Source organism: Salipaludibacillus agaradhaerens, from assembly GCF_002019735.1.
GTDB lineage: Bacteria > Bacillota > Bacilli > Bacillales > Salisediminibacteriaceae > Salipaludibacillus > Salipaludibacillus agaradhaerens.
In genome coordinates, this window is sequence record NZ_KV917378.1 from 1579556 (window position 1) to 1602528 (window position 22973).

22 protein-coding genes are annotated in these 22973 nt (G+C 37.8%); 11 read left to right on the forward strand and 11 right to left on the reverse strand.

The features are described from left to right. The first annotated feature begins 249 nt into the window (after positions 1-249). Positions 250-822: a TetR/AcrR family transcriptional regulator gene (locus tag BK581_RS07635; RefSeq protein WP_078577608.1), complete on the forward strand. Its 573-nt coding sequence runs from the start codon at positions 250-252 to the stop codon at positions 820-822. A 22-nt stretch (positions 823-844) separates the two neighbouring features. Further along, complete coding sequence (locus tag BK581_RS07640) at positions 845-1384, forward strand: small multi-drug export protein (RefSeq protein ID WP_078577609.1); 540 nt, start codon at positions 845-847, stop codon at positions 1382-1384. 101 nt (positions 1385-1485) lie between these two features. Here the strand turns inward: BK581_RS07640 and BK581_RS07645 are convergent, their stop codons facing one another. Next, on the reverse strand, positions 1486-1818 hold the full coding sequence (locus BK581_RS07645) for a nucleoside triphosphate pyrophosphohydrolase (RefSeq protein ID WP_078577610.1): 333 nt from the start codon (positions 1816-1818) through the stop codon (positions 1486-1488). 792 nt (positions 1819-2610) lie between these two features. On the opposite strand from BK581_RS07645, the gene BK581_RS07650 reads away from it, so the two are divergent. Continuing rightward, positions 2611-2880 carry a DUF3986 family protein gene (locus BK581_RS07650; RefSeq protein ID WP_078577611.1) on the forward strand — a complete coding sequence of 90 codons (270 nt, stop codon included), beginning with the start codon at positions 2611-2613 and terminating at the stop codon, positions 2878-2880. Positions 2881-2958: 78 nt separating this feature from the next. Here the strand turns inward: BK581_RS07650 and BK581_RS07655 are convergent, their stop codons facing one another. Together BK581_RS07655 and BK581_RS07660 are read right to left on the reverse strand one after the other, a co-directional pair. After that, positions 2959-3603 carry an MOSC domain-containing protein gene (locus BK581_RS07655; protein ID WP_078577612.1) on the reverse strand — a complete coding sequence of 215 codons (645 nt, stop codon included), beginning with the start codon at positions 3601-3603 and terminating at the stop codon, positions 2959-2961. Positions 3604-3631: 28 nt separating this feature from the next. Further along, the gene (locus BK581_RS07660; RefSeq protein WP_407690349.1) at positions 3632-4792 is read right to left on the reverse strand and encodes an acyl-CoA dehydrogenase family protein; all 1161 of its coding nucleotides are present in this window, start codon (positions 4790-4792) and stop codon (positions 3632-3634) included. 344 nt (positions 4793-5136) lie between these two features. Here BK581_RS07660 and mreBH point away from each other — a divergent pair, with 344 nt between their 5' ends. Continuing rightward, positions 5137-6147: a rod-share determining protein MreBH gene (gene mreBH / locus BK581_RS07665; RefSeq protein WP_078577614.1), complete on the forward strand. Its 1011-nt coding sequence runs from the start codon at positions 5137-5139 to the stop codon at positions 6145-6147. A gap of 201 nt (positions 6148-6348) precedes the next feature. Here mreBH and BK581_RS07670 read toward each other — a convergent pair whose 3' ends face one another. The 3 genes from BK581_RS07670 to BK581_RS07680 all read right to left on the reverse strand — a co-directional run bounded on the left by BK581_RS07670 (position 6349) and on the right by BK581_RS07680 (position 9091). Then, complete coding sequence (locus BK581_RS07670; RefSeq protein ID WP_078577615.1) at positions 6349-6909, reverse strand: carbonic anhydrase; 561 nt, start codon at positions 6907-6909, stop codon at positions 6349-6351. 488 nt (positions 6910-7397) lie between these two features. Next, positions 7398-7742, reverse strand: a complete 345-nt coding sequence (locus BK581_RS07675) for a hypothetical protein (protein ID WP_078577616.1) — start codon at positions 7740-7742, stop codon at positions 7398-7400. 245 nt (positions 7743-7987) lie between these two features. Beyond that, positions 7988-9091: a hypothetical protein gene (locus BK581_RS07680; RefSeq protein ID WP_078577617.1), complete on the reverse strand. Its 1104-nt coding sequence runs from the start codon at positions 9089-9091 to the stop codon at positions 7988-7990. A gap of 704 nt (positions 9092-9795) precedes the next feature. Here BK581_RS07680 and BK581_RS07685 point away from each other — a divergent pair. The 3 genes from BK581_RS07685 (at position 9796) to BK581_RS07695 (ending at position 12835) form a co-directional block, all read left to right on the forward strand. Further along, positions 9796-11061 (forward strand): APC family permease, encoded by a 1266-nt coding sequence (locus BK581_RS07685; RefSeq protein ID WP_078577618.1) that lies wholly within the window; start codon positions 9796-9798, stop codon positions 11059-11061. Between the two features lie 100 nt (positions 11062-11161). After that, entirely contained in the window at positions 11162-11740 is a 579-nt protein-coding gene (locus BK581_RS07690; protein ID WP_078577619.1) for a bifunctional transcriptional activator/DNA repair enzyme AdaA, read from the forward strand. Positions 11741-11923: 183 nt separating this feature from the next. Then, positions 11924-12835, forward strand: a complete 912-nt coding sequence (locus BK581_RS07695; protein WP_078577620.1) for a DUF5655 domain-containing protein — start codon at positions 11924-11926, stop codon at positions 12833-12835. A 291-nt stretch (positions 12836-13126) separates the two neighbouring features. Here the strand turns inward: BK581_RS07695 and BK581_RS19900 are convergent, their stop codons facing one another. Further along, positions 13127-13267: a lmo0937 family membrane protein gene (locus BK581_RS19900; protein ID WP_143709643.1), complete on the reverse strand. Its 141-nt coding sequence runs from the start codon at positions 13265-13267 to the stop codon at positions 13127-13129. A 107-nt stretch (positions 13268-13374) separates the two neighbouring features. Next, on the reverse strand, positions 13375-14265 hold the full coding sequence (locus tag BK581_RS07700) for a diacylglycerol/lipid kinase family protein (RefSeq protein ID WP_078577621.1): 891 nt from the start codon (positions 14263-14265) through the stop codon (positions 13375-13377). A 348-nt stretch (positions 14266-14613) separates the two neighbouring features. Between BK581_RS07700 and ytvI the strand changes: the two genes are divergently transcribed. From ytvI to BK581_RS07715, 3 genes are all read left to right on the forward strand, one after another. Beyond that, on the forward strand, positions 14614-15735 hold the full coding sequence (ytvI, locus tag BK581_RS07705; RefSeq protein WP_078577622.1) for a sporulation integral membrane protein YtvI: 1122 nt from the start codon (positions 14614-14616) through the stop codon (positions 15733-15735). 161 nt (positions 15736-15896) lie between these two features. Next, positions 15897-16214 carry a DUF2325 domain-containing protein gene (locus BK581_RS07710; protein ID WP_078577623.1) on the forward strand — a complete coding sequence of 106 codons (318 nt, stop codon included), beginning with the start codon at positions 15897-15899 and terminating at the stop codon, positions 16212-16214. 72 nt (positions 16215-16286) lie between these two features. Then, the gene (locus BK581_RS07715; RefSeq protein ID WP_078577624.1) at positions 16287-16757 is read left to right on the forward strand and encodes a hypothetical protein; all 471 of its coding nucleotides are present in this window, start codon (positions 16287-16289) and stop codon (positions 16755-16757) included. A 263-nt stretch (positions 16758-17020) separates the two neighbouring features. Here BK581_RS07715 and BK581_RS20100 read toward each other — a convergent pair whose 3' ends face one another. The 3 genes from BK581_RS20100 to BK581_RS07725 all read right to left on the reverse strand — a co-directional run bounded on the left by BK581_RS20100 (position 17021) and on the right by BK581_RS07725 (position 20593). Further along, positions 17021-17176, reverse strand: coding sequence for a hypothetical protein (locus tag BK581_RS20100; protein ID WP_169837605.1), 156 nt, complete (start codon positions 17174-17176; stop codon positions 17021-17023). A 277-nt stretch (positions 17177-17453) separates the two neighbouring features. Further along, the gene (locus tag BK581_RS07720; RefSeq protein ID WP_078577625.1) at positions 17454-18221 is read right to left on the reverse strand and encodes a TspO/MBR family protein; all 768 of its coding nucleotides are present in this window, start codon (positions 18219-18221) and stop codon (positions 17454-17456) included. A gap of 467 nt (positions 18222-18688) precedes the next feature. Further along, positions 18689-20593, reverse strand: coding sequence for an ABC-F family ATP-binding cassette domain-containing protein (locus BK581_RS07725; RefSeq protein ID WP_078577626.1), 1905 nt, complete (start codon positions 20591-20593; stop codon positions 18689-18691). 542 nt (positions 20594-21135) lie between these two features. Here BK581_RS07725 and BK581_RS07730 point away from each other — a divergent pair. Beyond that, positions 21136-22827: a hypothetical protein gene (locus BK581_RS07730; RefSeq protein ID WP_078577627.1), complete on the forward strand. Its 1692-nt coding sequence runs from the start codon at positions 21136-21138 to the stop codon at positions 22825-22827. Positions 22828-22973 lie beyond the last annotated feature (146 nt).

The window sequence follows — 22973 nt, forward strand, 5'->3', positions numbered from 1 at the left end:
TCACCTGCTTTTAGCAAGTGGCTAACGTTCCTGTCTTTAATCAACTATGTATTTTAACATATTTTACTGATTAAGTACGCTCTTCTTTCTTTTTGTGAAAAACATTATTTTTGGCGGCGTTACGACCGGATTATTTACAACCATTCAACCATAAAATGACTTGCTCCATCATTTTTTCAATGGTAAACTACACAATGAACTAACTATCGTTCGTTAGTTTTAGTTTATCACGTTTTAAGGAGGTTGGCGATGAAAACGTCAGAACAGCTTTTGCACGTAGCCCTTCAGCATTTTGCTGAACATGGTTACGAAGGAGCAAGCTTAGCACGCATGGCTGACGAGGTGGGGATTAAAAAAGCATCTATTTATAATCACTATCAAAATAAAGATGCGCTGTTTTTTTCTGCCGTAGAGTATGTTTATGAGGCTTATTTAAACTACTTAAAACGTTCATTAGAGACCAATAAATCCTTACCTACAGAAGATCGGCTATACATGATTTTAGAGGATCTTTCACATTATTTAAGTACTGAAACTGAAGGAAAGTTTTATTTCCATTTCATTCTTTTTCCACCCCCAGCTCTTGAGAAAAATGTGCATGCGCAATTTCTACAATTTGAAAAAGAGTGCGATAAGTTGCTTGCCCCCCTTTTTCAAACATTACACAATAAGCACGCGCACCAAACTACTGTACGCGAAAGGCTCGATGCTTTTTATTGCCTTCTCGATGGGTTGGCTACACAAATGTCTTATTATGATAAGGAGACTTGCGATCGAAAAAGGCAGTCATCTTGGAAACACTTCATCGCTGGCTTTATGTAATCGATGAGAAGGGAGTCACCTCATGATAGAACTACTTTGGCAATATATACTCATTTTCATTATGGCCGCCACGCCATGGCTCGAGATACTCATCGTCATTCCAATCGGGATCGGCATGGGACTTCATCCGATAATGGTTGGCATCGTGTCTTATATAGGGAACTTTCTTCCGATTATTTTAATCGTATATACGTTAAGCTTTATTAAAAGAACACGTATTTATCAACAGTGGCAGCTAAAACGCCATAATAAAAAACAACTTAAGATGCAAATGGAAGAGCACTCTGTGAAGAAGCAAGAGGAAAATCGCGTAAAAGAAGAAAAAAGAGCACGTCGACAACAACGGGCTAAAACGATTTTCTATTCGTATGGGCTACCTGGCCTTGCGTTTTTAGGACCATTAGTGACAGGCATTCACTTAGCTACGATTATTGCGCTTACGTTAAAAGCAAACAAAAGGCATACGACCGTATGGATGGGAGTTGGCTTAGGCGTGTGGACGATCTGCATAACAGTGGCTAGTTACTATAGTATCGATTGGATCGTTAACATCGTTTCATAGACATTAGAGGTAAAGATAAAGTAACAGATCTAAAGGGTAGGTGACGACCACCTATTCTTTTTTGGAGTGGTAAGCTTACTACAGCTTTTGAGCTATGACTGTTACCATTCATCATCTCCAACTGTTTCTAGAAACCAGCCTTCATGAAAAGCCCCCCGCCTTTCTGATTTATCTGAGCGAATACTTTCTAATTCGACTTTTGAGTACCCGTGCCGTTCAGCGAGACAATAAATGATTTCTAATAAATCCGCTAACTCTTCAATCGCTTGTTCTGGGTTTTGTGCTTCGAGATATTCTTTCATTTCCTCTTTCAGCTTTTCTTTCGCTTCTTTAATAAAATCCTCTCCAGAAATTCGCCGATACATGACTTTTTGGCCATTCATTTCAATAATTTCTGGAATTTTATCTCTCACCAATTTATGATAAGACGGCATGAGTATCCCCCCTGTTTCTCAATTTAATAAATTCTTCCCCTTCATACTAGCATCCATTTAATAGACAAAATACACTTGCGAAAAACAAATAATATATGAACGTGTACTCCAGACTGCCGCTTTTCCGAGGATGCTTCTTTCACTATTGTCTTACTGTTACTACATTCGACGCTTCGTGAGTGATTCCTTTTTAAATATTTCGACATCTTGATGCATAAGAATAGAGACTTGATTTGCGTCCTTAGTATGACCTTTAATGAAAGGTTAATGGAATTAGTCATCAAAGACACGTTACACCTTGATAGATGTAAACTAACCTAGAATCAATGATTTTTAACGTATGATGTAATGGTTTTGGCATGAATTTGAGCGACTAATTTTTTTATACACATCTAAATACAATGTTTTAATATGCTATCCAAATAATTGATTTTTTTACAAAAACATTGCCCATATGACATTTTTAGTGTATTCTTTTCCATGAATTTATTAGTGAAATTGGACAGGTTACCACACAACTTATCCATTAAAGGGCTTTTTCTTTGCAAAATATGTCTTTATTAAAGATTATGAACCTGCTAGAAATTGATAATTTGATTAAAATTCATGAAAAAGCTGTTCAAACCATTAATCATAAGGTAGAACTTTGGTGCTAAGGTTGATACGAATATTCGGAAATACCAGTAAAAATACATTGTATGAAGAGATTGTATGGGAGTCCAAGTAATTAACTATAATATTCTGAGAACGTTTATGTATTCATTTACAATATTCTAAAAAGTTGGTGTCCATATGATACTTTTTGATGATACCCTACATATGCATGTAGGGTATTACGAAGGTGGTAACGATATAGAAGGTATTTTTTTAAAAGTTTATGAGAAAGATATTTGGTGTTTATTTTACAATGATGATATGTATAAGACAAAAATTTCAAACAAAAGTATTTATCCATTTATAGATCCTTTTGGGCATCTTGTGGGAATCTATACTATCTCCGAAACAGAATTAACACTAGAAAAGGGAAATTACTACTTCAAAAAATTTCTGGATTCCTTATAATTATAGAAGAGGCTGGGATAAAAACCAGCCTCTATTTTATACCAATTTTAAGGGCGTACCTATCAAGGTGAACGTGTCTCATTTCTTATTTTTAGTGAGCATTTTTCGCCACGACGTTGCTAAATAGGGGTCTTCTGATACTTGTTCAATAACCATCTTATCTTTGCAGCGCTTATAGTAAACATCATTTACCATGGCAATAGAAAAGGTCGTATGTCTTTCTTGAAAAATAAGTGGTTCTTTTACTGACACTGTCCCTTCCTTGAGAACCCGTAAATAATAACCTGAAAAACCCGTTTCTATGACGCGCTTTGGTAGATCTGGTACTTCAAATTTCTTAGCAAGCTTATGACACGGCATACGCGGTTGAGACACTTGAACGACAGCCTCACCCCACTTAAACGTATCCCCTATGTGAATCTCTTGTTCAGTTCCTCCAGCAATAGTAAGGTTTTCTCCAAATGCCCCATAAGAGATCGTGTTGTCAAGGTGTTTCTCCCAATAAGGGTAATGGTCGTAAGAATACACACAAACAGCTTTATCAGGCCCTCCATGATGAACTAAATCTGCTTGTCCGTCTCCTGTTAATTGTTCTTGAGATAGATAAATCTCCTCGTCCACTGGCCGTTTGACAATTCCTGAGATCACTGTTTGACCTAAACCAGTGAGCGTCTGTGGTTTCCCGATGTTTAACGCCATAATGCTTAGTCCTTCTTTTACCATCGTTACCGCCTCCTTTATAGGATATGAATTAGTCAAAAGCCCTTCTAGCCAATGCCGCGGTTGTTAAATCATCTGAAGGTGGATTATGCAACCCTGCCCTCACATCACGGTAATACCGTTCAAAATGATGTGCTTTATGCAAGCTATAGCCACCTGCAATTCGCATGCTTAGATCAACTACTTTAACTGCCGCATTCGTACATATCGTTTTCACAGCGGCCAATTCCTCTCCAAGGCCCGGTCGATACTCGGGCATGTTATCCCATACTTCTGCAATATGGTACATAAAATGTCGTGCACTCATAAGTTCCAGATCCATTTCTGCAACTTTACGGCGAACTTCTGGTACTTCACTAATAGGATGCGACAAGCTATTTGGCTGATAAGATTTAGCGAAAGCCACCGCTTCATCCCTCGCTGCTTGGGCAATTCCTAAATAGCATGCTGGAATATGAAGTAGCCATCCTTGAGGACTTTTTCCATGTCCAGCATCTTTCACAGCTACGAGTGCCTGATGATTCACTAATACATTCTTTAAGTGCAAATCATCACTACGGGTACTCCTCATGCCTAATGTCTCCCATGTTTCTTCAATCTCTACTCCAGCTGTTTGCGCCGGTATTAAAAATTCACCGACTCTATCCTCACCTTTCATTGCCGCTGTTACGATAAAATAATCTAACGCTGGTGCGAGAGAGGTATATGTTTTAGAGCCGTTTATTCGCCAGCCCTCTGCTGATTTGGTAGCAGTTGTTTCAGGCATCCCGCCTCGTGCTGGACTTCCGGTCGCCTTCTCTGACGCTGCTGCATTTATCAAGATATGATCGTCTACAGCTTCACGACAAATAGCTTCAAACATTGCTTCTTCCCATTTTCTCGTCTGCCTTAACTGCATGATTAACCCGTTATGCCAACCTAAAGAGAGAGCCGTTGGTCCATCCCCTTTAGCTATTGTTTCTTGTACAATTAACAATTCATAAAGCGAGGCTTCCTTTCCACCCCACTTAGCTGGAACAGTTAACGTCGTTAATTCTGCTTTCTTAAGCTCGGCCATATTCTCAAACGGAAAACAAGCCTCTCGATCATTTTTAATCGCTCTTTCCTTAAATGGCTCACTCACTCGTGACGCCAATTGATAAAACGTACGCTGTCTTTCTCTTTTCAACAATTTTTCAGTCGTTTTAGTTATCATGTTCCAACCTCTCCTTGTTCTTCCACTATAAATAAACGTTTATAAAACGAACCTTCAATCAGTGGGAGTTTTCGTTCTTCTCCCACTGATTGGTAGTTGAGTGAATCAGGACATTAGCGTCCGTTATCTGTGATAAAAGTATAAACAAAAAAACTCTTTGGCGAAACATTACTGCCTAACAATTATATGACAATCTTCACAGTTGTTTGCTATATTTCCCGGGAAATCTCCTCGAATTCCACACATTTTCAACATTTATCTTACTAAAGACCCCTATAAAACGACCATGTATGAAGAATGATTATGTAGTAACACCAAACGTGATACTGGAGGAATGTAGGATGTTTTCAACTATACAAATCGGCATTGATTTAGGAACTGCCAATTTACTTGTTTATACAAAAAATAAAGGGATGATCATTAACGAACCGTCCGTGGTAGCTATCGACACACATACGAATGCAGTGCTTGCTGTAGGAGAAGAAGCGAAACGTATGGTAGGTAAAACACCGGAAAATATCGTGGCTATTCGTCCGTTAAAAGATGGCGTCATTGCTGACTATCAAGTGACCACAGATATGCTTAAGCATATTATGAAAAAAGTATCTAAAAAGCTGGGAACCCCTCTACGAAAACCTAACGTGGTCGTTTGTACGCCTTCAGGCTCCACGTCCGTTGAAAGGAGAGCGATTTCTGACGCTGTTAAACAGTGCGGTGCTAAAGACGTTCAATTAATTGAAGAACCTGTTGCCGCTGCAATAGGTGCTGATCTCCCTGTTGAAGAGCCGATTGCAAACGTGATCGTTGATATAGGCGGTGGCACGACTGAAGTTGCTATCATTTCCTTCGGCGGTGTGGTCTCCTGTCATTCCATTAGAACAGGAGGCGATCAGCTTGATGAGGATATCGTGCAATTCGTCCGAAAAAAATACAATTTGATGATCGGTCCTAGAACGGCAGAGAATATCAAAATGGAAATTGGATTTGCCCTTGTTGAGCATGAGGAGCTTACGATGGCTATTCGAGGACGAGACCTTGTAAGCGGCCTCCCAAAAACAATTGATATCTCCTCATACGAAATACAAGAAGCAATTAAAGAATCACTTTTATCCGTTCTAGAAGCGATTAGAGCGACGTTAGAGGACTGCCCTCCTGAGTTAAGTGGTGATATCGTCGACCGTGGCGTTATTTTAACAGGGGGCGGCGCGTTATTAAATGGTATGGAAGATTGGTTATCTAATGAAATTGTTGTCCCTGTGCATATCGCACCAAGTCCATTAGAATCTGTCGCCATCGGGACAGGGCGTTCTTTAGTCATGATGCAACGCATTCAAACATTAAAACAGCGTTAAAATATTCTTATATGACTTCCTCTAAATCGGTGAGGTCGATTAGGTTAACTCATAAGCGTCAAGTCACGGTTGCACCTTTTTTAACGGCGTAACCGTGAGCCCTTTTTATATCCTTCATAAACTCTTAAAATTGTCTAACAACTAATACAGAGCTTTCTCATAAGAGGTTATTTATGAGAAAGCCCTGTCCACTTTTATCAATTAATTATCATTAATCCATTCTAGCTCGCCTGATTCTAAATGAAATAACATACCTACTACTGGAATTCCCCGCCCTACTTTTTTGTATACAGGATGGTTTTTCAAATCAATGATTTGCTGTTTAACGTTATGTCTTTCAAGATCCTCTAGTGTTGGAGATAAGTTCGTTTTATCAAAGCTATCAATACTTTCTTTGACGTGATCGAGCCAGTTATTCATCGCTTCGTGACGCACTCCTGTGCTTGCAGCGAGGATGCCACCACAGTTTGTATGACCAATAATTAGTATGTACTTTACTTTCAAAACATCAAGAGCAAAATGAAGGCTGGCGCGTAAACCGTCATCTTCTTCCACAACTTGATTAGCAATATTTCGATGGGTAAACATCGTTCCTAATGGCATACCTGTAATGGTGGATGGACATGTTCGAGAATCACAGCAAGACAGAACGAAAAAAGAAGGTTCCTGCCCTTCCCCAAGCTTTTTAAAAAAACCGGGGTCTTCCTGTTTCATTTTAGTCATAAATTGTTGATGGGATGCTTCAATGTGTTGAATATCCATGTTACTCACCTCGTTACTCAAATGATATGAAAACAATCAGCAAAGCGAACAATAGCCTCCTGCTTCATGCAACACTCATTCTGCTGTTCGTTTTAATTAGTCTCTCACAAGACACTCACTTGAGCAAGATAAATGTTCGTAACTTTTTCGCTACATTAAAGATAACTTTAAATGCATTTTCAACATTAATTGATCTGATGAATCACGCTACCACTGTCGTTAATATTTCAGTGAGGTGAACCAACACGATCGTTTGTTCAATGCCAAAAGATAGAGATAGTCCTTCAACTCCTTAAATTCCTTCCGTTATCGCTTCAATCAGACATTAACCGTTGAATAAAAAAGCCCCTAATTATGAGAAAAGGGCTTTTTAAAATTACTATCTTAGCATTCTTGAATGTAATATATAGTTTTCCAAAAAAGGTGCTATCAAATAAGTTCCTTCTTAATATTAAAAATTATTTCAGCACTAAGAAGATAAGGAAAAACTATCTATTTTGATTGACAATTTCTGTTTCTGACATATTTTCATCTTTCCATCCAACAGTCAGTTGACTTCCATTTTTCATATCAACTATTACAGAATAATTAAAAGGAAATGCTCCTGCTTTCATTTTCGAGACTTGTATATTTTCAATATCTTCACAATTTACGGACTCATCCTGTGCAATTGTCAATGTTGCAGAAGCTAAAAGATTTTCTCTAATATTTTGATCACCATTTTTTACATTTGACACAATCTGAAAACCTATCGAAACTAGCAGTATAATTGTAAGAAATCCCCAACTAATTAATATTATTTTGTTTCGTACATTTTTCTTAGTATCTGTCATTTGAATTACCCCACTATTTTAAACATAAATCTTGAGATATTATGTACACAAAGTCAAATTCAATTTAAGCATTTTCATGTTGAAAGTTGAATTTTGAAAATCAAACATTTATTTGTCAATTGTGGGGATAACATAGTTTAAACTATTCTTCTTGATAATTTAAGTAACATTTCCAAGTAAATTTGATATTTAATAGTTATTACGACTGAAATTCAAATGAAGTTTTAAATTCACAAACCAATTGGCTAAAAACCATTAATGATCTTAAAATCATACAAAAACTGTTCATTTACCTTTAAGTTCTTCGTATCAATGTCTATTTCTGATTGCAGCGCCATGTCCAGTAAATTAACGCTTTGTATCGTTGAATCGTCCCCATTTTTGAAAATATATAACGTCTCGTCATCCCATGCTGGAAATATATCATTATATTCATGATAATCAGGTACGGTGGACAACGTTTCAATGAGGTTACCTTCTAGGTTAAATTGATATAACATCCCTGTTCCATCATAAAAATAAATAAAATCATCTGTCATGTGAATACCACTATGGCCTTTGCTTGGTAAATGTTCAGCTATGTCATCATTATTTTTCACTTCTAAAAAAGGTGTCTCTGATTGTTCCATTGTATTTAAATCAACTTTCCCGAGAGCATAATCATAATCTATGTTAACGATATAATAGAGCTGATTGTCTTTAGCTAACATGTCCGTCATAATTAAATAATTGTCTACATCGTCTGCTAGTACAAGAAGCGGCTTATCCTCAATTGTCTGATCTAAGGCTATTTGGCGCAAAATAATCTCATTGTTTTCTTCATCATCCTCTTCAATAACAAAAAGGGACTTCCCATCAGAACCAGCAGTACTAATAAAATAACGCAACTCTGCAAACTGCATGACGCCATCATGCTCCCAATAGAGATGGGAGCCATATGTCGCCTGATCAATATAACCATGATTGTAGAGTTCCACACGTTTCCCATCGATCACAGATAAAAAGATAGTTGTGTGCTCTGTGTCTGCTCGTTTTTCTTTTACAATCTCATCGTTATGAATGAAGTAAGTATCCTTGTTGTCATTAAGGATAAACATTTCATCCTGTTGATAAATCTGACCTAAATCCATTCCGTCCGTTTTTACTAGTTTTTGTACTTCATTCTCGTCATTAATAACGTATAAACTCCCTCTCGTTACGAAATTAGTCGCGGAGGTAGAATAATATAAAAACCCTTTAGCATTCGCCACATCTACTGAGTCATTTCGTCCAATGAATAGGCTAAAAACAACCGCTACAACAATAAAAACTGCCATGAAAAAGATGAGAAGAATATGCTTTTTCTTCATTTATCATGTTCCTCTCTTTATTATTTAATAGTTTTATAAGTCACTGTGTGAGGACTATCTCTTATATCTTTAGGATAACGCCTTTCACTCCATTAGTTTCAATGTCTATTTCTACTGTCATCCTCTCCTCTTGGGTACTATAATTCCTCTTTCATTATACGCCTTTTTTACTAATCATTATAAATATTTGTTAATTTTTTGTGAACATTATAATGATTTCCTTTATAGGTAACACCACACTAATAACTACTAAATTTCAATAATGTAAAATTATACTAATCTTTTTTGTCTCTCTTCTGCTTTCAAGGGGATCAACGTTCATACAAATGCTTAGAGTTGTTGGATCATAGATATAACGAAATCTTTATTTTCGGAATAGCGTGTAATGGTCGGGGGCGATATTTCATGCACAAAATAACTTGGAATAAATAGATTGATTTTTTGGGGCTTTAGCTTCCGTAATTCTTTTTATATTCGTATTTAATAATACAATTATAAAAGGTAACTAGACTTTCTTGATGTTGTAACGTTACTAATACTTTTACCTATATTACTCTTTTTTTAGCTATACCAATGACTCTCAAGAAACGATATGCCAATAAAAATTATTATTATTGAATTAACAATAGGGAATTAGAACGCAATATTAGAGAAGAAATTCCCCCCTTGAATTGTTAATGTTTTAACTGAAAGAGGGGATATTTATGGGAAAACGTTCTATTGGTTTATATGAAGGTATTGCATTGTATATTGCTGCAATACTTGGATCGGGTGTTCTTTTTATTTCATCGGTTACAGCTTCTATTGCAGGCCCTGCATCCATATTGTCTTGGATGATTGTAATTCTTGCTAACCTTCCACTCGCCTACACATTTGCTTGTCTAGCACGTGAATACCCAGATGCAGGTGGGGCAGCAAATTTTGTACGGAAATCATTTGGGTTTCATTGCGGAAATATTGTAGGTTGGTTTTACTTTGTCACTGCTGCAGTTGGACAAACGATTGTATCCTTAACAGGGGCATTTTACATTAGTCAAGCATTTGGATTTTCTGACTTGGCAAGGACTTTTATTGCGTTCATCATTCTAGTTATTGCAGGTATCGTCAATTATAATGGGATTAAGGTTAGTGGCAAAGTTGCGTTAATCATAAGTGGTTGTTTACTATTAATGCTTACACTTACCATTATAATTTCAATACCGAGCATCAATTCGGGAAATTTTACACCCTTTGCCTCTAATGGGTGGTACGCAATTGGAACAGCAATAACAGTAATATTTTGGGCCTTTTTTGGCTGGGAAGCTATATGTAATCTTGCTAATCACTTTAAAGATCCAGATAAAAACATTGTTAGTAGTACTTTTATTAGCGTAATAATTATAGGGGTATTATTTTTAGCATTAAGTTTTGTAACAATCGGCACCGGGACATATGGGAGTATAGAGAGTAATCTTTCACCAATCGGTGTTATAATGGGAGAAACACTAGGGATTGGTGCACAAATTGTAACCGCCATATTGGCATTTTTCATATGTATAGGCACCTCAAATGCATTTGTAGCAAGCCTGACGCAACTCGGATACTCCTTGAGTAGAGACGGGGCGTTTCCAAAGCTATTATCATATATGCATCCAACTAAACAAATCCCAAGATGTATGGTTATTTTTGTCATTAGTTTCGCAGGTATCGGAGTTATTATTACAGAATACTTTACAATGACCTTTAATGATATTTTATTTATTCCGACTTCATTAGGAGTGTTAGTATATATTTTTTCTATGGCTGCTGGTGTTAGACTTTTTAAGAATAAAACCTTACCCTGGTGGTCCTCTCTATTATCTTTAATCTTTTGTATCCTTGTATTACCGTTTTTTCAATTATACATTTTTGTCCCTGTTATCATTATCGCTTTATATGTTAGCTATATGACATTTCAAAAAAGGGTTCTCCTTTTGAAGAAAGCAAGCTAGTCAATGAAAATTTGAGTTGACGTAATGGTATATTGGGGAGAGGTAAAGTCTACCTGGTATTAGCTAAGAGAAACTTTATCAATTGGAGAGAGTTTAATCCATGAAATCAAATAAACTATTTTCACTCAAGGTAAAATGGAAAGCTATAGTTAATTGCGACAAAAGATATGATGGTAAGTTTTTTTATGCCGTAAAGACAACTGGTATTTTTTGTCGACCATCTTGTAAATCTAAAACCCCTAACTATGAAAATGTATGTTTTTTTAAAAATGCTACGGAAGCAATACAACAAGGATTTCGACCATGCAAAAGGTGTCGACCTGAACTTTTTATTGACATATATGATCCTCAACAAGAAATAGTGGCGAAAACAAAATTTTTTTTAGAAAAGAACTATGAAGAAAGAATCACCTTAAACAACCTTGCTGTCAAAATTGGGATAAGCCCCTATCATTTAAGTCGAATCTTCCAAGAAAATTTAGGCAGCACACCACACAAATACCTTGAAAATATAAGAATTCATAAAGCCAAGAGTTTGTTAATGAACACAGATCATAACATCATGGAAATATGCTTTCAGGTAGGGTACCAGAATCTTTCTAGTTTCTACAAACACTTTAAAAAAATATGTGGCTGCTCACCTCACCAATTTAGAATTAACAATAAGAAAATAAATTAAGAATACCTTCTAAAGATTGGGTTTCTCCACAAATCACGTCTCACTCATTAGAATTTCTAAAATATTTAGACAGGTTAAAAATCATTTTTTCATAAGAATTATCATGGCTCACTTTAATAAGCCTTTCTATTTTTTAAATAATATTTCGTGATAACATTGTTTCTGTTAAGGAGGGAAAGTCTTATGGGTGATATAAAACTATTTAGGTTAAATGGGGATAGTGTTGATGAATTAGAAGGCCAATCCGTAGCAGTTGAAAAATCGTTACAACATATTCTTGAAAGGCATTTAGAAACGTTTTTAGGGATACGTTTTTTAGCTTCTGAATATCGTACAGGTAAACGTCACGCAGGACGTATTGATACGTTAGGGATTGATGAAAACAACTCCCCTGTCATTATTGAATATAAGCGATCTATAAACGAAAATGTCATTAATCAAGGCTTATTTTACCTCGATTGGCTGCTAGACCATAAAGCAGAATATGAACTAATGGTTATGCGTAGATACGGGCAACCTGTTTCAGATGCGATTGATTGGAGTAGCCCACGTTTATTATGTATTGCAGGTGGCTTCACTAAGTATGATGAACACGCCGTTCAACAAATAAACCGTCATATAGAGCTTTATCAGTACAAACATTACAGTGACGGACTCCTATTACTAGATTTGGTTAATGCTACAACAGCGCAGACTGAAGATGTGATAAATGCTTCAACAACCACTAAACATGTTAATGTTAAAACGGTGTCTGATTATTTAGAGCAAGCTAATGTAGCATTGACAGATAAATTTGAGATGTTAAAAGCTTATATGATAGCTTTAGGTGATGATGTTCAAGTAAAAATATTAAAACATTACATAGCATTTAAACGTATTAAAAACTTTGCCTGTGTTGAAATACATCCGCAGACAGCGAAGATACTGCTTTATTTAAAAGTTAAGCCCGATAGTATCACGTTGGAACAAGGCTTTACCCGTGATGTCACACATATTGGGCATTATGGTACAGGTGATTTAGAAGTCACCATTTCTAACAGTGACGATATTGAAAAGGCCAAACGGTTGATTAACATGGCTTATGACGTTAGTTAATTGTAGAAACGGGCAAGCCATTACGCAAGCCCGTTTTCCTCATTTTTAGTGCAGAACCTTCACACAAATCCATACTATTATCGGAGTAAAAAGCATGCATACAAACATGTTAAAAACGCCTTACGTCAGCACGTAAAGCGTTGGTATCATTATATCACTGGATAGGTGCGAGCCAACACGCCTATGAAAAAGATTTTAAGCTTCCGGCTACTTCCCCATATTTAAAATGCCATTTTATGTGTGAATAGGTGCTTACACACTTACCTGACCAATTTCACTGATGAAAATCCTTCATCCTCTCCCTCTAATCATTTTCACAATAAACACAATTAAAGCCACGACCAAGATAAGATGAATTAATCCACCTACTAAATCAAGGAAAAGTCCTACGAGCCAAAATAGAATTAAAATGCTGATGATTGTCCAAAGCATTGATAATACCTCCTTAGAAATAACGTATTATTTTCGTTCTTTGTAGCAATAACCGTCTTTATCAATGTTTAAACTAAGTCAAAAGCCTTATCGGTACGTCTGCCAACTTATAGACTGGTGGCATCCGTCATAAAGGTGAACGGTCTGCCTATGCTTATCTCAACCGGTGTCTGCAAATAAACATCGCCATCTGTATCTACTTTTTCTGTTTCAGTTGTTTTAAGGGTGATGGTTTTAGCTGTCTTGGCAATAACAGTCGTTTCATCTGGTAAGGCATCAAAAGCTTTACGCTGAATCCATTCTTTAAAGACAGCTAATCCACCTTCTTTCACTAAAAACACATTTAAATGCCCATCTTGGACGGATAAGTTATGAAAAGGAAGTTCGTATGTCCCGATAAAGCGGCCGTTCACTACAGTGATTAGTACTGCTTCCCCGTTCATCGTTTCGCCATCAATGACTATCTCGTAGTGAAATGACCGAGAATCACTGGCTGTTTTAACAGCGCTGATTAAATAACTGAGTGGTCCTGTCAATGCTTTCGTCTCTTCGTTAATATTTTCGGATGTATCAACGATCAAGCCTGTTCCTGCAAAATTAGTAAACGTGCGATCATTGACACGGCCTGTATCAATTTTTTGTTTCTGCCCATTAATCGCTACAATTGCAGCTTCAGCAACTGTTAAAGGGAGGTTTAATGCTCTGGCAAAATCATTACATGTGCCTGTTGGAATGATCGCTATTAGAGGTGGAGCAGTTAATTCATTTAATCCATTCACACATTCGTGCACCGTGCCATCTCCCCCCATAATGATCAACAGTTCTATCTCGCTATCGAGCTTTCGGCACATCTCCTCTAAGTCCCCTTTTTTCTTACCTTTTCTAATCGTCAGGTCATCTACCTTTTCTGTCAAAATGCCTGCTACTATTCCTATGTTTTTTTGAACATCACCTTGACCTGCTTTATCATTACAAAGGAGCAACGCTTTTTTAAGCATGCTTATGCCTCCATTCCCTTACTCTCGTTATAACGCCTATACCCGTTAATGCACGTGATGAAGCCTTTTAGCATGACTATCGTCTCTCAAAGGTATAACACTTTTATTTTTAGTGAAACATCATGCTAAAATAGCTATATACAAAAAAGTATGATTTAAATCCTTTACATATTATGTGTTCACCATTCTTATCTGCTATGATAATACTTATTGCAGGAGATAGAGTGGCTATACTGGATTGGTATGTGTGACTAACGATTCTTTTCAGAAGACGTTTACCATCCTATTGCATGCTTAATATAACTCATAAACCACACAATATAATGATGTTAAATCGGAGGGCTGACCATGACTAAAAGGCATGCCTGGATATTTGCCAGATTGCTTATGACAGTATTAATTAGTTTATTTTTCTTTTGGCTCCTTGGTTGGCTTTTTAAGATATCGTACCCGTTTTGGATTGCAGCCACTCTCGTATGGATGTTCTATCCTTTAATCCGTCTGCTACGGGATAAAATAAAGCTTCCCAATACCTTATCTGTTATTATTGCTTTATTACTAGGGTTAAGTACCTTAATAGGGGCGATTACCGGCGTTGTCTTTTTAATTATTTTCGGGGTCCGACGCATTTCAGACTTTGTTCCTGAATGGATTCAGACCACCTCTTTACAAATGCAAGAGTTTTTTAATACGACCATTTTGCCGCTGTGGCAATCTGTAAGTGGAGCGCTGTCTTCTTTAACACCTGAGCAACAAGCCACTTTGCAAGACGGGATTGCGACATTTGGCAATCGGCTAGCGGAAACGCTGACCGCTCTTGGACAAGCACTTGCTGATGCGTTAACCCAATTTATTATGGTGGTACCATCTTTTCTTCTAGCTTTCTTAATTGTATTTATTGCTTTTTATTTCATCGGAAAAGACTGGGAAAAACTTTTTAAACAAATTTACTGTTCCACACCAGCTCCCTTAATAAAAAAAGCAAAAGCTTTTAAAACGATGTTTCAATATAGGGTGCTCGGCTTTATACAAGCCCAATTTATTCTCATGTTTATTGCTTCTATCGTTGTTTTAATTGGCTTATCTATATTGCGAGTGGAACATGCTTTAACCATCGCTATGATTGTGGGCATCGCTGAAATCCTTCCCTATCTCGGATCAGGGACCATTTTAATCCCTTGGTTTCTGTATATGTTTTTCACAGGGAATATTAGTATGGGGATTGGACTCGCTATCGTTTACGGGGTGACAGTGGGGATTAGACAATCGATTGAGCCTAAGGTTTTATCTTCAAGTATGAACTTAAACGCTTTGGCCGTCCTTGTTGCCTTGTTTGCTGGCTTTCAAATCTTCGGTGTCGTCGGTGTCTTTTTAGGTCCCCTTATTCTTGTGATCATCGTCATTTTAAAAGATATTGGTGTGCTAGAAGATACCATACTGTTTATTCGGAATGGGTTTAAAGATGATTAATGATAGACCAAATTGAATAGCTTCCTCCTACATACGCTCTTACTGGTGCTGTTAGGCATATTGACAAACGATTTTCACAATTAAGCTTGTAGTGAGAATCGTTTTCATTTATAATTGTAGTTGAGAATGATTATCATTTTTATTTAAAGGAGGAAAAATGAATGTCTGCCCTGCTTCTCATTGGCGGTGATAACCTTGGCTCAATTCCCGGCAAATTAAAAAATATCGGCTTTAACGAAGTCATCCATGTAGATGGGAGAAAAGTAAAAATGGTCAAAAATGAGATTCCAGAGCGCGTTGATCTCATTCTTATTCTCACTGATTTCGTTAACCATAACCTGTCAAATAAAATTAAAAACAAGGCTGGAAAAAAAGATATTCCCATTTGTTATTCTAAGCGGTCTTGGTCTTGTATTTATAAATCACTTACTACATGTGATAACATTTGTGAGCAATGCCCATTTTTAAAGAAATGCTAGTGGCCTTACATGCATTGATAAAACACATAGACTTACTATCCATAACATGTATTTAATCGAGGAGGGAATTTAATGCCTACTACAACGTTGGCTCGGAATTTGCTCATTCAACCGGAAAATGACATTACTAGCTTCCATGACCTTGTGCAACGGATGATGACAAAAATTCTAATAGAACGCACCCCTTCGAAGCAGCAAATGATGACGGTCATGCATGAGGAGTGTCATCATTATTTTTCAACCGTTTTTACATCTTTTGATGACTATATTTTGAAACTCTCTAAAGCTATGGACCATTTACTTAAGCTTTCGTCATACCTTAAACAGTTGAACTTTAAAAATGTTATCCCGTTAACATATAGTTATGTTTTTGAAGTGACTGATTCGAGGGAAGGATGGTGCTTTGTAAGTCATGAGACGTTACATATGTCCTGTCTTTATAATGAACTAACCCAGCATCTAAGAGAAGAAAAAAGCCATAATTTAAATGCAATATGGATTTATCATCTCGAATCAGGAGATATTGATTTAATTACTAAATGATTTAATCTTCAAACAGTGACCTTTCGCTAATGATTAAAAAAAGCCCCTCGCAAAGTGAGGGGCACACTTATTCGCTGGATCCCAGCCTTCAATTTTGTTGTCAAAGTGTGCTTTATCGCACGTAACACTTTTACCTAAATGATTCTACTAAACACTTCTTTACGTTAGCCCTAATCTTACCCTTCATAGGAGCAGTCAAATCATGATTCATTACGTTATCCAAGTTCTGCCTATCTCCACAACATCTGTCCATGGCTATATCTTTAATCCAAAACAGTGATATTTTTTCTCTCCTGTGGAGCTGAGGACCTTTCTGCTTCTGCAATTCGAAATTCCTCAATAAATGTATATAAAATGCGTAGCTCTGTCTCTGATAGATCGTCAATTAAATGAAGGATATCTCGTTTCGTGACATTCATACATGTCCCCTCCTTCTAACCTACCCTTACTACTAAAGTAATACCCTCTTCTGAGTCTTTTCAATCATCATTCCCATAAAGCGAACCTGCAATCAGTGGAAGTTTTCGTTCTTTTCCCACTGATAAGGAACACAAGCTAACGTCTTCGCGTCCTGCGAAAACGCTTGTGTGACCAACATCCTGTTGGCCCCAGTGAATCAGGACATTAGCGTCCCTTAGCTCCCGCTTAAATAGATTATCTCTGCTCTCTATTTTGAGCCAGGAGGTTTACGGACGCTTATCTGTGATAAAAACCTTTCCACTTAATAAACAAATACAAGGCCATTGCCCCTAAAATAATGGCACTTATTAAAGCGGTATAAGCTAAAACAGTGTATTCGTGCCATCTTTCCACGGCAATACCAATAAAGGCCCACGTGAACACGAGTGGATAGACAGCATCTTTCAACGCAGTTGTTAAATAACCAGCTATTATTAGAGCTATGATCAGCCCTAATATCGTCCACATTTCTGCACTTAACCAAAGCCCATCTTCAAATCCTAATGAATTAAAGACAACACCAATATTGACGATAAAAGCAACGGAAATCCATCCCATATAAACTGAAAAAGGCAGCCGCATCCAAATCGTTACGTTCGAGTGTGCCCCATCGATCCGATAATAAATCATAATTAAATTAATTAGTAAACCTGTCATGATCACCATTGACAACATAAAATAGCCATAATGAAAGGCTAAAAGCCAGCTGCCATTTAATAAACCGTTAATGAAAAACGCCAATCCTATTCTCTCATATGCGGCGTAATCAACATCTTGAATAGAAATAAATTGTCTTATGACCCAAATGGCAAGCAGGGCGTATATCACGCTCCAAATACTAAAGACATAACCGGCTGGTGTAAATAACACATTTAACCGATCTGCTAGTTCCCCAGTTGTAATATTATTAAATGGTAAAGTATTAGATAAAGCATTTATAATGATGACAACGATTAATGTCACTAAGTTTATCCATTTAAGCTTCTGCAATTTTCTCTGAGTCATCGATTGGGCTCCTTTCTCGTCTTTAATAAAATTTACCCACTAAGAGCCCATCCTAATCCGATTGCAAAAAACAAGATAACTATATACCTTCAGCACCTGAGACTTTTCATCATATAAGAGACTTTTTAGGTTAGGGAGTACTCGTGCCTGCATACATAATTAGCCGTTTCTTTATTCATACTCATCTTTCACTCATAACGTGAAGCAATTAACTTATACAACATCCACCTGTAAAAACAACTCCTGTAGTGATCTATCGCTAAGAACGTCCCTTTTCAAATGGGGCTCAATGGTGCATAACCCCTGGTCCATCAATAAATTCAGACATTTCTGATCCCTCGGAGTCGTCATTTCCTTGACGCTTTTTTTTAACACGATTGTGTGATAGAGATTGATTAACATTGTTCATGTAGAAAAGTCACTTGTAACATTCTTACAGATGAAAATGTATCACTTATTTCGTCACACTATTTATGCTTATTCGCTTCAATTTCTTCAACGATTAAGGAAAGTTCTGTCCAACGTTCCATTGCCTGCTCTAATTGCGCTTCTACCTCTAATTGTTCATTATATAAATCACGCGCTTTATCAACGTTACTTCCCGATGCTTCAATCTCAGATGCTATTTGTTCAAGTCTTTCTTCTAAATTACTGATTTTGCCTTCAATCGTTTGCCATTCCTGTTGCTCTTTATAAGATAGTTTTTTTGGTTTGTTAGTTGCTTCTTTTTTCGCAGCAACTGATAACGGTGCCGTGTCTTTTGCCTGCTTAACAGCGGCTGTCTTCTCACTTAACCACTCGCTATATGTCCCATAATAAGTGTCTATGACAGCATTCCCTTTAAAAACGAGGAGTTTATCAACCACACGATCAAGAAAATATCGGTCATGGGAAACAGTAATCACGACACCTGGAAATTGGTCAAGATAATCTTCCAGCACGGATAATGTCTGTGTGTCCAAGTCATTTGTAGGCTCATCTAAAAACAGGACGTTCGGTTCTTCCATGAGGATTTTTAACAAATAAAGCCGGCGTCTTTCTCCACCTGAAAGGCGTCTAATGTACGTAAATTGCATCGCCCGTGAGAATAAAAATCGTTCTAGCATTTGCTCAGCAGTAATGGCAACCCCATCAATCGTATATACCACTTCGGCTGTTTCTTTAATATAATCAATCATACGCATATTTTCATCCATTTCTTCGTGCTCTTGCGTATAGTAACCGATTTTAACCGTTTCTCCTGTGGTAATACTCCCTTTATCAGGCTTTTTTCGCCCAGCCATCATGTTGAGTAATGTTGATTTTCCAATACCATTCGGTCCGATAATGCCTAGTCGTTCACCTCGCACGACAAGATAAGATAAGCCGTTAATTAACATTTTATTGTCTATAGATGTCGCCACGTCTTTTAATTCAATGACTTGTTTACCTAGCCGTGTGGATCCAATAGCAAAATCAAGGTCTCCTTGCTTCGCTAGTGGGGTGTCCTGTTGAATGCCTTCGATTCGTTGTTTTCTTGCCTTTTGTTTCGTTGTTCGTGCTTTCGCTCCTCGTTGTAGCCATGCTAGTTCACGACGAAGGAGGTTTTGTCGTTTTACCTCCTGCTGCTCTTCATTTAATTCTCTTTCTGCTTTCTTTTCTAAAAACAATTCGTAGTTTCCGTCATACTGAAATAAGCGGCCTCGATCAAGCTCAAAAATTCTCTTTGTGACCCGATTTAAGAAATATCGATCGTGAGTAATCAGCATTATCGCGCCTTGATAGTTCGCCAAAAAGCCTTCCAGCCATTCAATTGTGACATTGTCTAGATGGTTCGTTGGTTCATCCAATAATAATAAGTCAACCGGTTGAATTAACGCTTTAGCAATCGCTACCCGCTTTTTTTGCCCGCCCGATAAATGAGCTACCTTTTTCGTAAATGTATGAACACCTAATTTTGTAAGGACTGTTTTCGCAAGGGTGTTTGCCTCCCACGCATCCAGTTCATCCATTTTCTCCTGACATGCGGCTAATTTTTTCTGTGCACCACTGTTTGCTGGATCTGTCTCTAGCGCCATCAACGCTTCTTCATACGCTCTCATTGCCTTCATGACCGGGGCATCCCCGTAATACACTTGCTCAAGCACAGTCAATTCCTCTTGTAAGGCTGGTTCTTGAGGTAAATACTCCATTGTGAAATTGTTAGCATGAATTAATTCTCCTGCTTCTCGCCCGTCTAGGCCTGCCAGTACTTTAAGAAGCGACGATTTTCCAGTCCCATTTACCCCGATAAGGCCAATTCGATCTTTTGGCTCCACGACAAAAGACAAGTGATTAAATAATATTTTCTCACCGTATGTTTTATGTAAATTTTCTACACGCAATAAGCTCATTTTCTCATCATCCTTCTTAATAAAAACATTCTTTGTTTATTGTAGCTGAAAATTTTCGTTAAAGACAGATTCGAAACAAATTTCATCTGCGAAACACACCTATAAAACGAACCTTCAATCAGTGAGAGTTTTCGTGCTTCTCCCACTGATGAGTAGTTGACTTAGCTCCCGCCTTAATAGATTTCGCTTTCTTCTCTATTTTGTGGTTGGCGTTTTATGGACGCTTATCTGTTGACTCATACATGGCTCTCGCGCTACAAATGGGTACTTTCATCAAGCACTTCTCTTCTGTTCAATGATCCATCATTGAGTTTTCAGACACCGCTGATCCTCTAGATCTCACCGTCTCACTTCAGTCCTATCGTTTAATTTTAATTGCTCGATTTTTTGGGTTAAAAAATAAATTGTGACATTCACTCATTTAACCGCTGATTCCTATGTTAAGATTAAAATGGTCACAAATATGAAACATTCTCTTATCCCGTACGTAAGAACACATAAGTTATTATTTTTTATATGCTATATTTATGAGGTGAAAAGGTATGTTACAAATGCTAATGATGAGTGTCTTATTATCCATTTTATTTTTGCCGTTCCAACCGATTTGCTGGCGAATGGCTATCTTCCGACGCTGGATCCCTATCCGGTTATTTTTAGGTATCGTGTATGGCGGTTTCTTATTTTATATCGGCTTACTCGACCAGAGTGTTGCTGCTATTATCACAGCTTATTTGCCGATCCTCGGCCTCAGTCTCATGCTCGATAACACACTTATATTTATGTTCGTCAAAACATTTAGGAAAAAACAAGCGACGATGGGGGCAGCAACAGGCCTACTTATCATTGTCGGGTTCGGCTTGTTTTGGCTATTACAGCCATTCTTTCTTGCAGATGCAAAATTTAATATGGCTAACGGTGAAGAAGTGACGGTAGAAGAATTAAATCCAGTAAACGAAGAATATATTCCCGTTGTTTCCCGCAGTTATGCAGAGTATCGCTCAGATGTTTTAATGGGGCAGCTAGATAATCCCGCCTTTTATAACCTTGGTGACACGCGGATTCAGCGGGTGAATGATGCGCTTTATTGGATTACACCTATAGAGTATGATGGCTTTTTCCGCTGGTATCGTAGCAGCCATGCTCCAGGGTACATTATGGTCAGTGCCGAAAACCCGCGTGAAGAACCAGAAATGGTCTTAACTGAGATGACCTATGTCCCTTCAGCGTTTTTCCATGAAAATCTAGAACGACATGTTCGTTCTCAATACCCTGATGTGCTTATGTTAGACACGACGTTTGAAATTGACGGTGAAGGTAATCCTTATTACATTGTCAGCTACGGACATTATACGGAATTCCGCCGTGTAGCCGATGTTGATGGCGTCATCATTGTGGATCCTGCTACTGGCGAAACAGAACAATATGAAAAAGAAGCAGTCCCTGAGTGGGTAAATCGTATCTATCCCCCAAGTATTGCAGAAGAGCGTAATGAGTGGTTTGGTATTTACAAGCAAGGCATGATCAATCGCTTTTTTGGCCGTGAAGGATTAACAGAGCCTACAGCATGGGGAGCAGTGGATTCTGTGACAGGGGTTGTAGATGCAGACCTAAAACTAAACTGGTTCACTGATCATATGCGGCTGCAAAACGAAGATCAGGAAGCATCACGCTCTATGGTCGGCTTCACGATGTTCGATGCCCGCACTGGAGAGCTTCAGTATTTCCGAGATGCTAGCGGCTCACTCAATGGCCGAACTGCCATGGATTTAGCTGAACGAACGTTTCGCCGTGATGATTACGTAGCAGGGACACCCTCTTTATATAATATATATGGTCAATATACATGGATTGTCCCTCTCATGGACAAAAATGACGTCTTGCGACAAATCATGCTCGTAAGCGCACGGGATGAGAACATCTACGGCTATGGTGAAACAAAGCGAGAAGCTTTCGGAGCTTATCAGTTAGAAATATCTTCCCAAAGTGATGAGAAGGTCGTACCAGGTGAATACACAGATATGGTTGAAATAACCGCAGAAATTGACCGTATTTATAAATGGGATAAAGAAGACAATGTCACGATCAGATTTCTTCTAGAAGGGGAAGATCGAATCTTCACGGTTAATGCTTCGTCTTACCCGAGAGCCCTTTTCCTTGAACCCGGTGATGAAGTGACCATCTCATTTATGGATACTGGTGAAGAAGTGCAAGCGATTGAAGATTTGGAACAATAGAGAATGGCTTAACTGACTTAAGAAAAGGGCTTATCTAAAGCTCTTTTCTTTTTATAAAACCTTCAATCAGGACTGAGCATCCGTTATCACCCGCCTAAATAGAGTTACCTCTTCTCTCTATTTTGAGCCGACAGTTTGACGGACGA

What these genes read in the sequence shown, in the direction of transcription:
- BK581_RS07635 (WP_078577608.1), top strand. Translation starts at nt 250, where the DNA reads ATGAAAACGTCAGAACAGCTTTTGCACGTAGCCCTTCAGCATTTTGCT.
- BK581_RS07640 (WP_078577609.1), top strand. Translation starts at nt 845, where the DNA reads ATGATAGAACTACTTTGGCAATATATACTCATTTTCATTATGGCCGCC.
- BK581_RS07645 (WP_078577610.1), bottom strand. Translation starts at nt 1,818, where the DNA reads ATGCCGTCTTATCATAAATTGGTGAGAGATAAAATTCCAGAAATTATT.
- BK581_RS07650 (WP_078577611.1), top strand. Translation starts at nt 2,611, where the DNA reads ATGATACTTTTTGATGATACCCTACATATGCATGTAGGGTATTACGAA.
- BK581_RS07655 (WP_078577612.1), bottom strand. Translation starts at nt 3,603, where the DNA reads ATGGTAAAAGAAGGACTAAGCATTATGGCGTTAAACATCGGGAAACCA.
- mreBH (WP_078577614.1), top strand. Translation starts at nt 5,137, where the DNA reads ATGTTTTCAACTATACAAATCGGCATTGATTTAGGAACTGCCAATTTA.
- BK581_RS07670 (WP_078577615.1), bottom strand. Translation starts at nt 6,909, where the DNA reads ATGGATATTCAACACATTGAAGCATCCCATCAACAATTTATGACTAAA.
- BK581_RS07675 (WP_078577616.1), bottom strand. Translation starts at nt 7,742, where the DNA reads ATGACAGATACTAAGAAAAATGTACGAAACAAAATAATATTAATTAGT.
- BK581_RS07680 (WP_078577617.1), bottom strand. Translation starts at nt 9,091, where the DNA reads ATGAAGAAAAAGCATATTCTTCTCATCTTTTTCATGGCAGTTTTTATT.
- BK581_RS07685 (WP_078577618.1), top strand. Translation starts at nt 9,796, where the DNA reads ATGGGAAAACGTTCTATTGGTTTATATGAAGGTATTGCATTGTATATT.
- BK581_RS07690 (WP_078577619.1), top strand. Translation starts at nt 11,162, where the DNA reads ATGAAATCAAATAAACTATTTTCACTCAAGGTAAAATGGAAAGCTATA.
- BK581_RS07695 (WP_078577620.1), top strand. Translation starts at nt 11,924, where the DNA reads ATGGGTGATATAAAACTATTTAGGTTAAATGGGGATAGTGTTGATGAA.
- BK581_RS19900 (WP_143709643.1), bottom strand. Translation starts at nt 13,267, where the DNA reads ATGCTTTGGACAATCATCAGCATTTTAATTCTATTTTGGCTCGTAGGA.
- BK581_RS07700 (WP_078577621.1), bottom strand. Translation starts at nt 14,265, where the DNA reads ATGCTTAAAAAAGCGTTGCTCCTTTGTAATGATAAAGCAGGTCAAGGT.
- ytvI (WP_078577622.1), top strand. Translation starts at nt 14,614, where the DNA reads ATGACTAAAAGGCATGCCTGGATATTTGCCAGATTGCTTATGACAGTA.
- BK581_RS07710 (WP_078577623.1), top strand. Translation starts at nt 15,897, where the DNA reads ATGTCTGCCCTGCTTCTCATTGGCGGTGATAACCTTGGCTCAATTCCC.
- BK581_RS07715 (WP_078577624.1), top strand. Translation starts at nt 16,287, where the DNA reads ATGCCTACTACAACGTTGGCTCGGAATTTGCTCATTCAACCGGAAAAT.
- BK581_RS20100 (WP_169837605.1), bottom strand. Translation starts at nt 17,176, where the DNA reads ATGAATGTCACGAAACGAGATATCCTTCATTTAATTGACGATCTATCA.
- BK581_RS07720 (WP_078577625.1), bottom strand. Translation starts at nt 18,221, where the DNA reads ATGACTCAGAGAAAATTGCAGAAGCTTAAATGGATAAACTTAGTGACA.
- BK581_RS07725 (WP_078577626.1), bottom strand. Translation starts at nt 20,593, where the DNA reads ATGAGCTTATTGCGTGTAGAAAATTTACATAAAACATACGGTGAGAAA.
- BK581_RS07730 (WP_078577627.1), top strand. Translation starts at nt 21,136, where the DNA reads ATGTTACAAATGCTAATGATGAGTGTCTTATTATCCATTTTATTTTTG.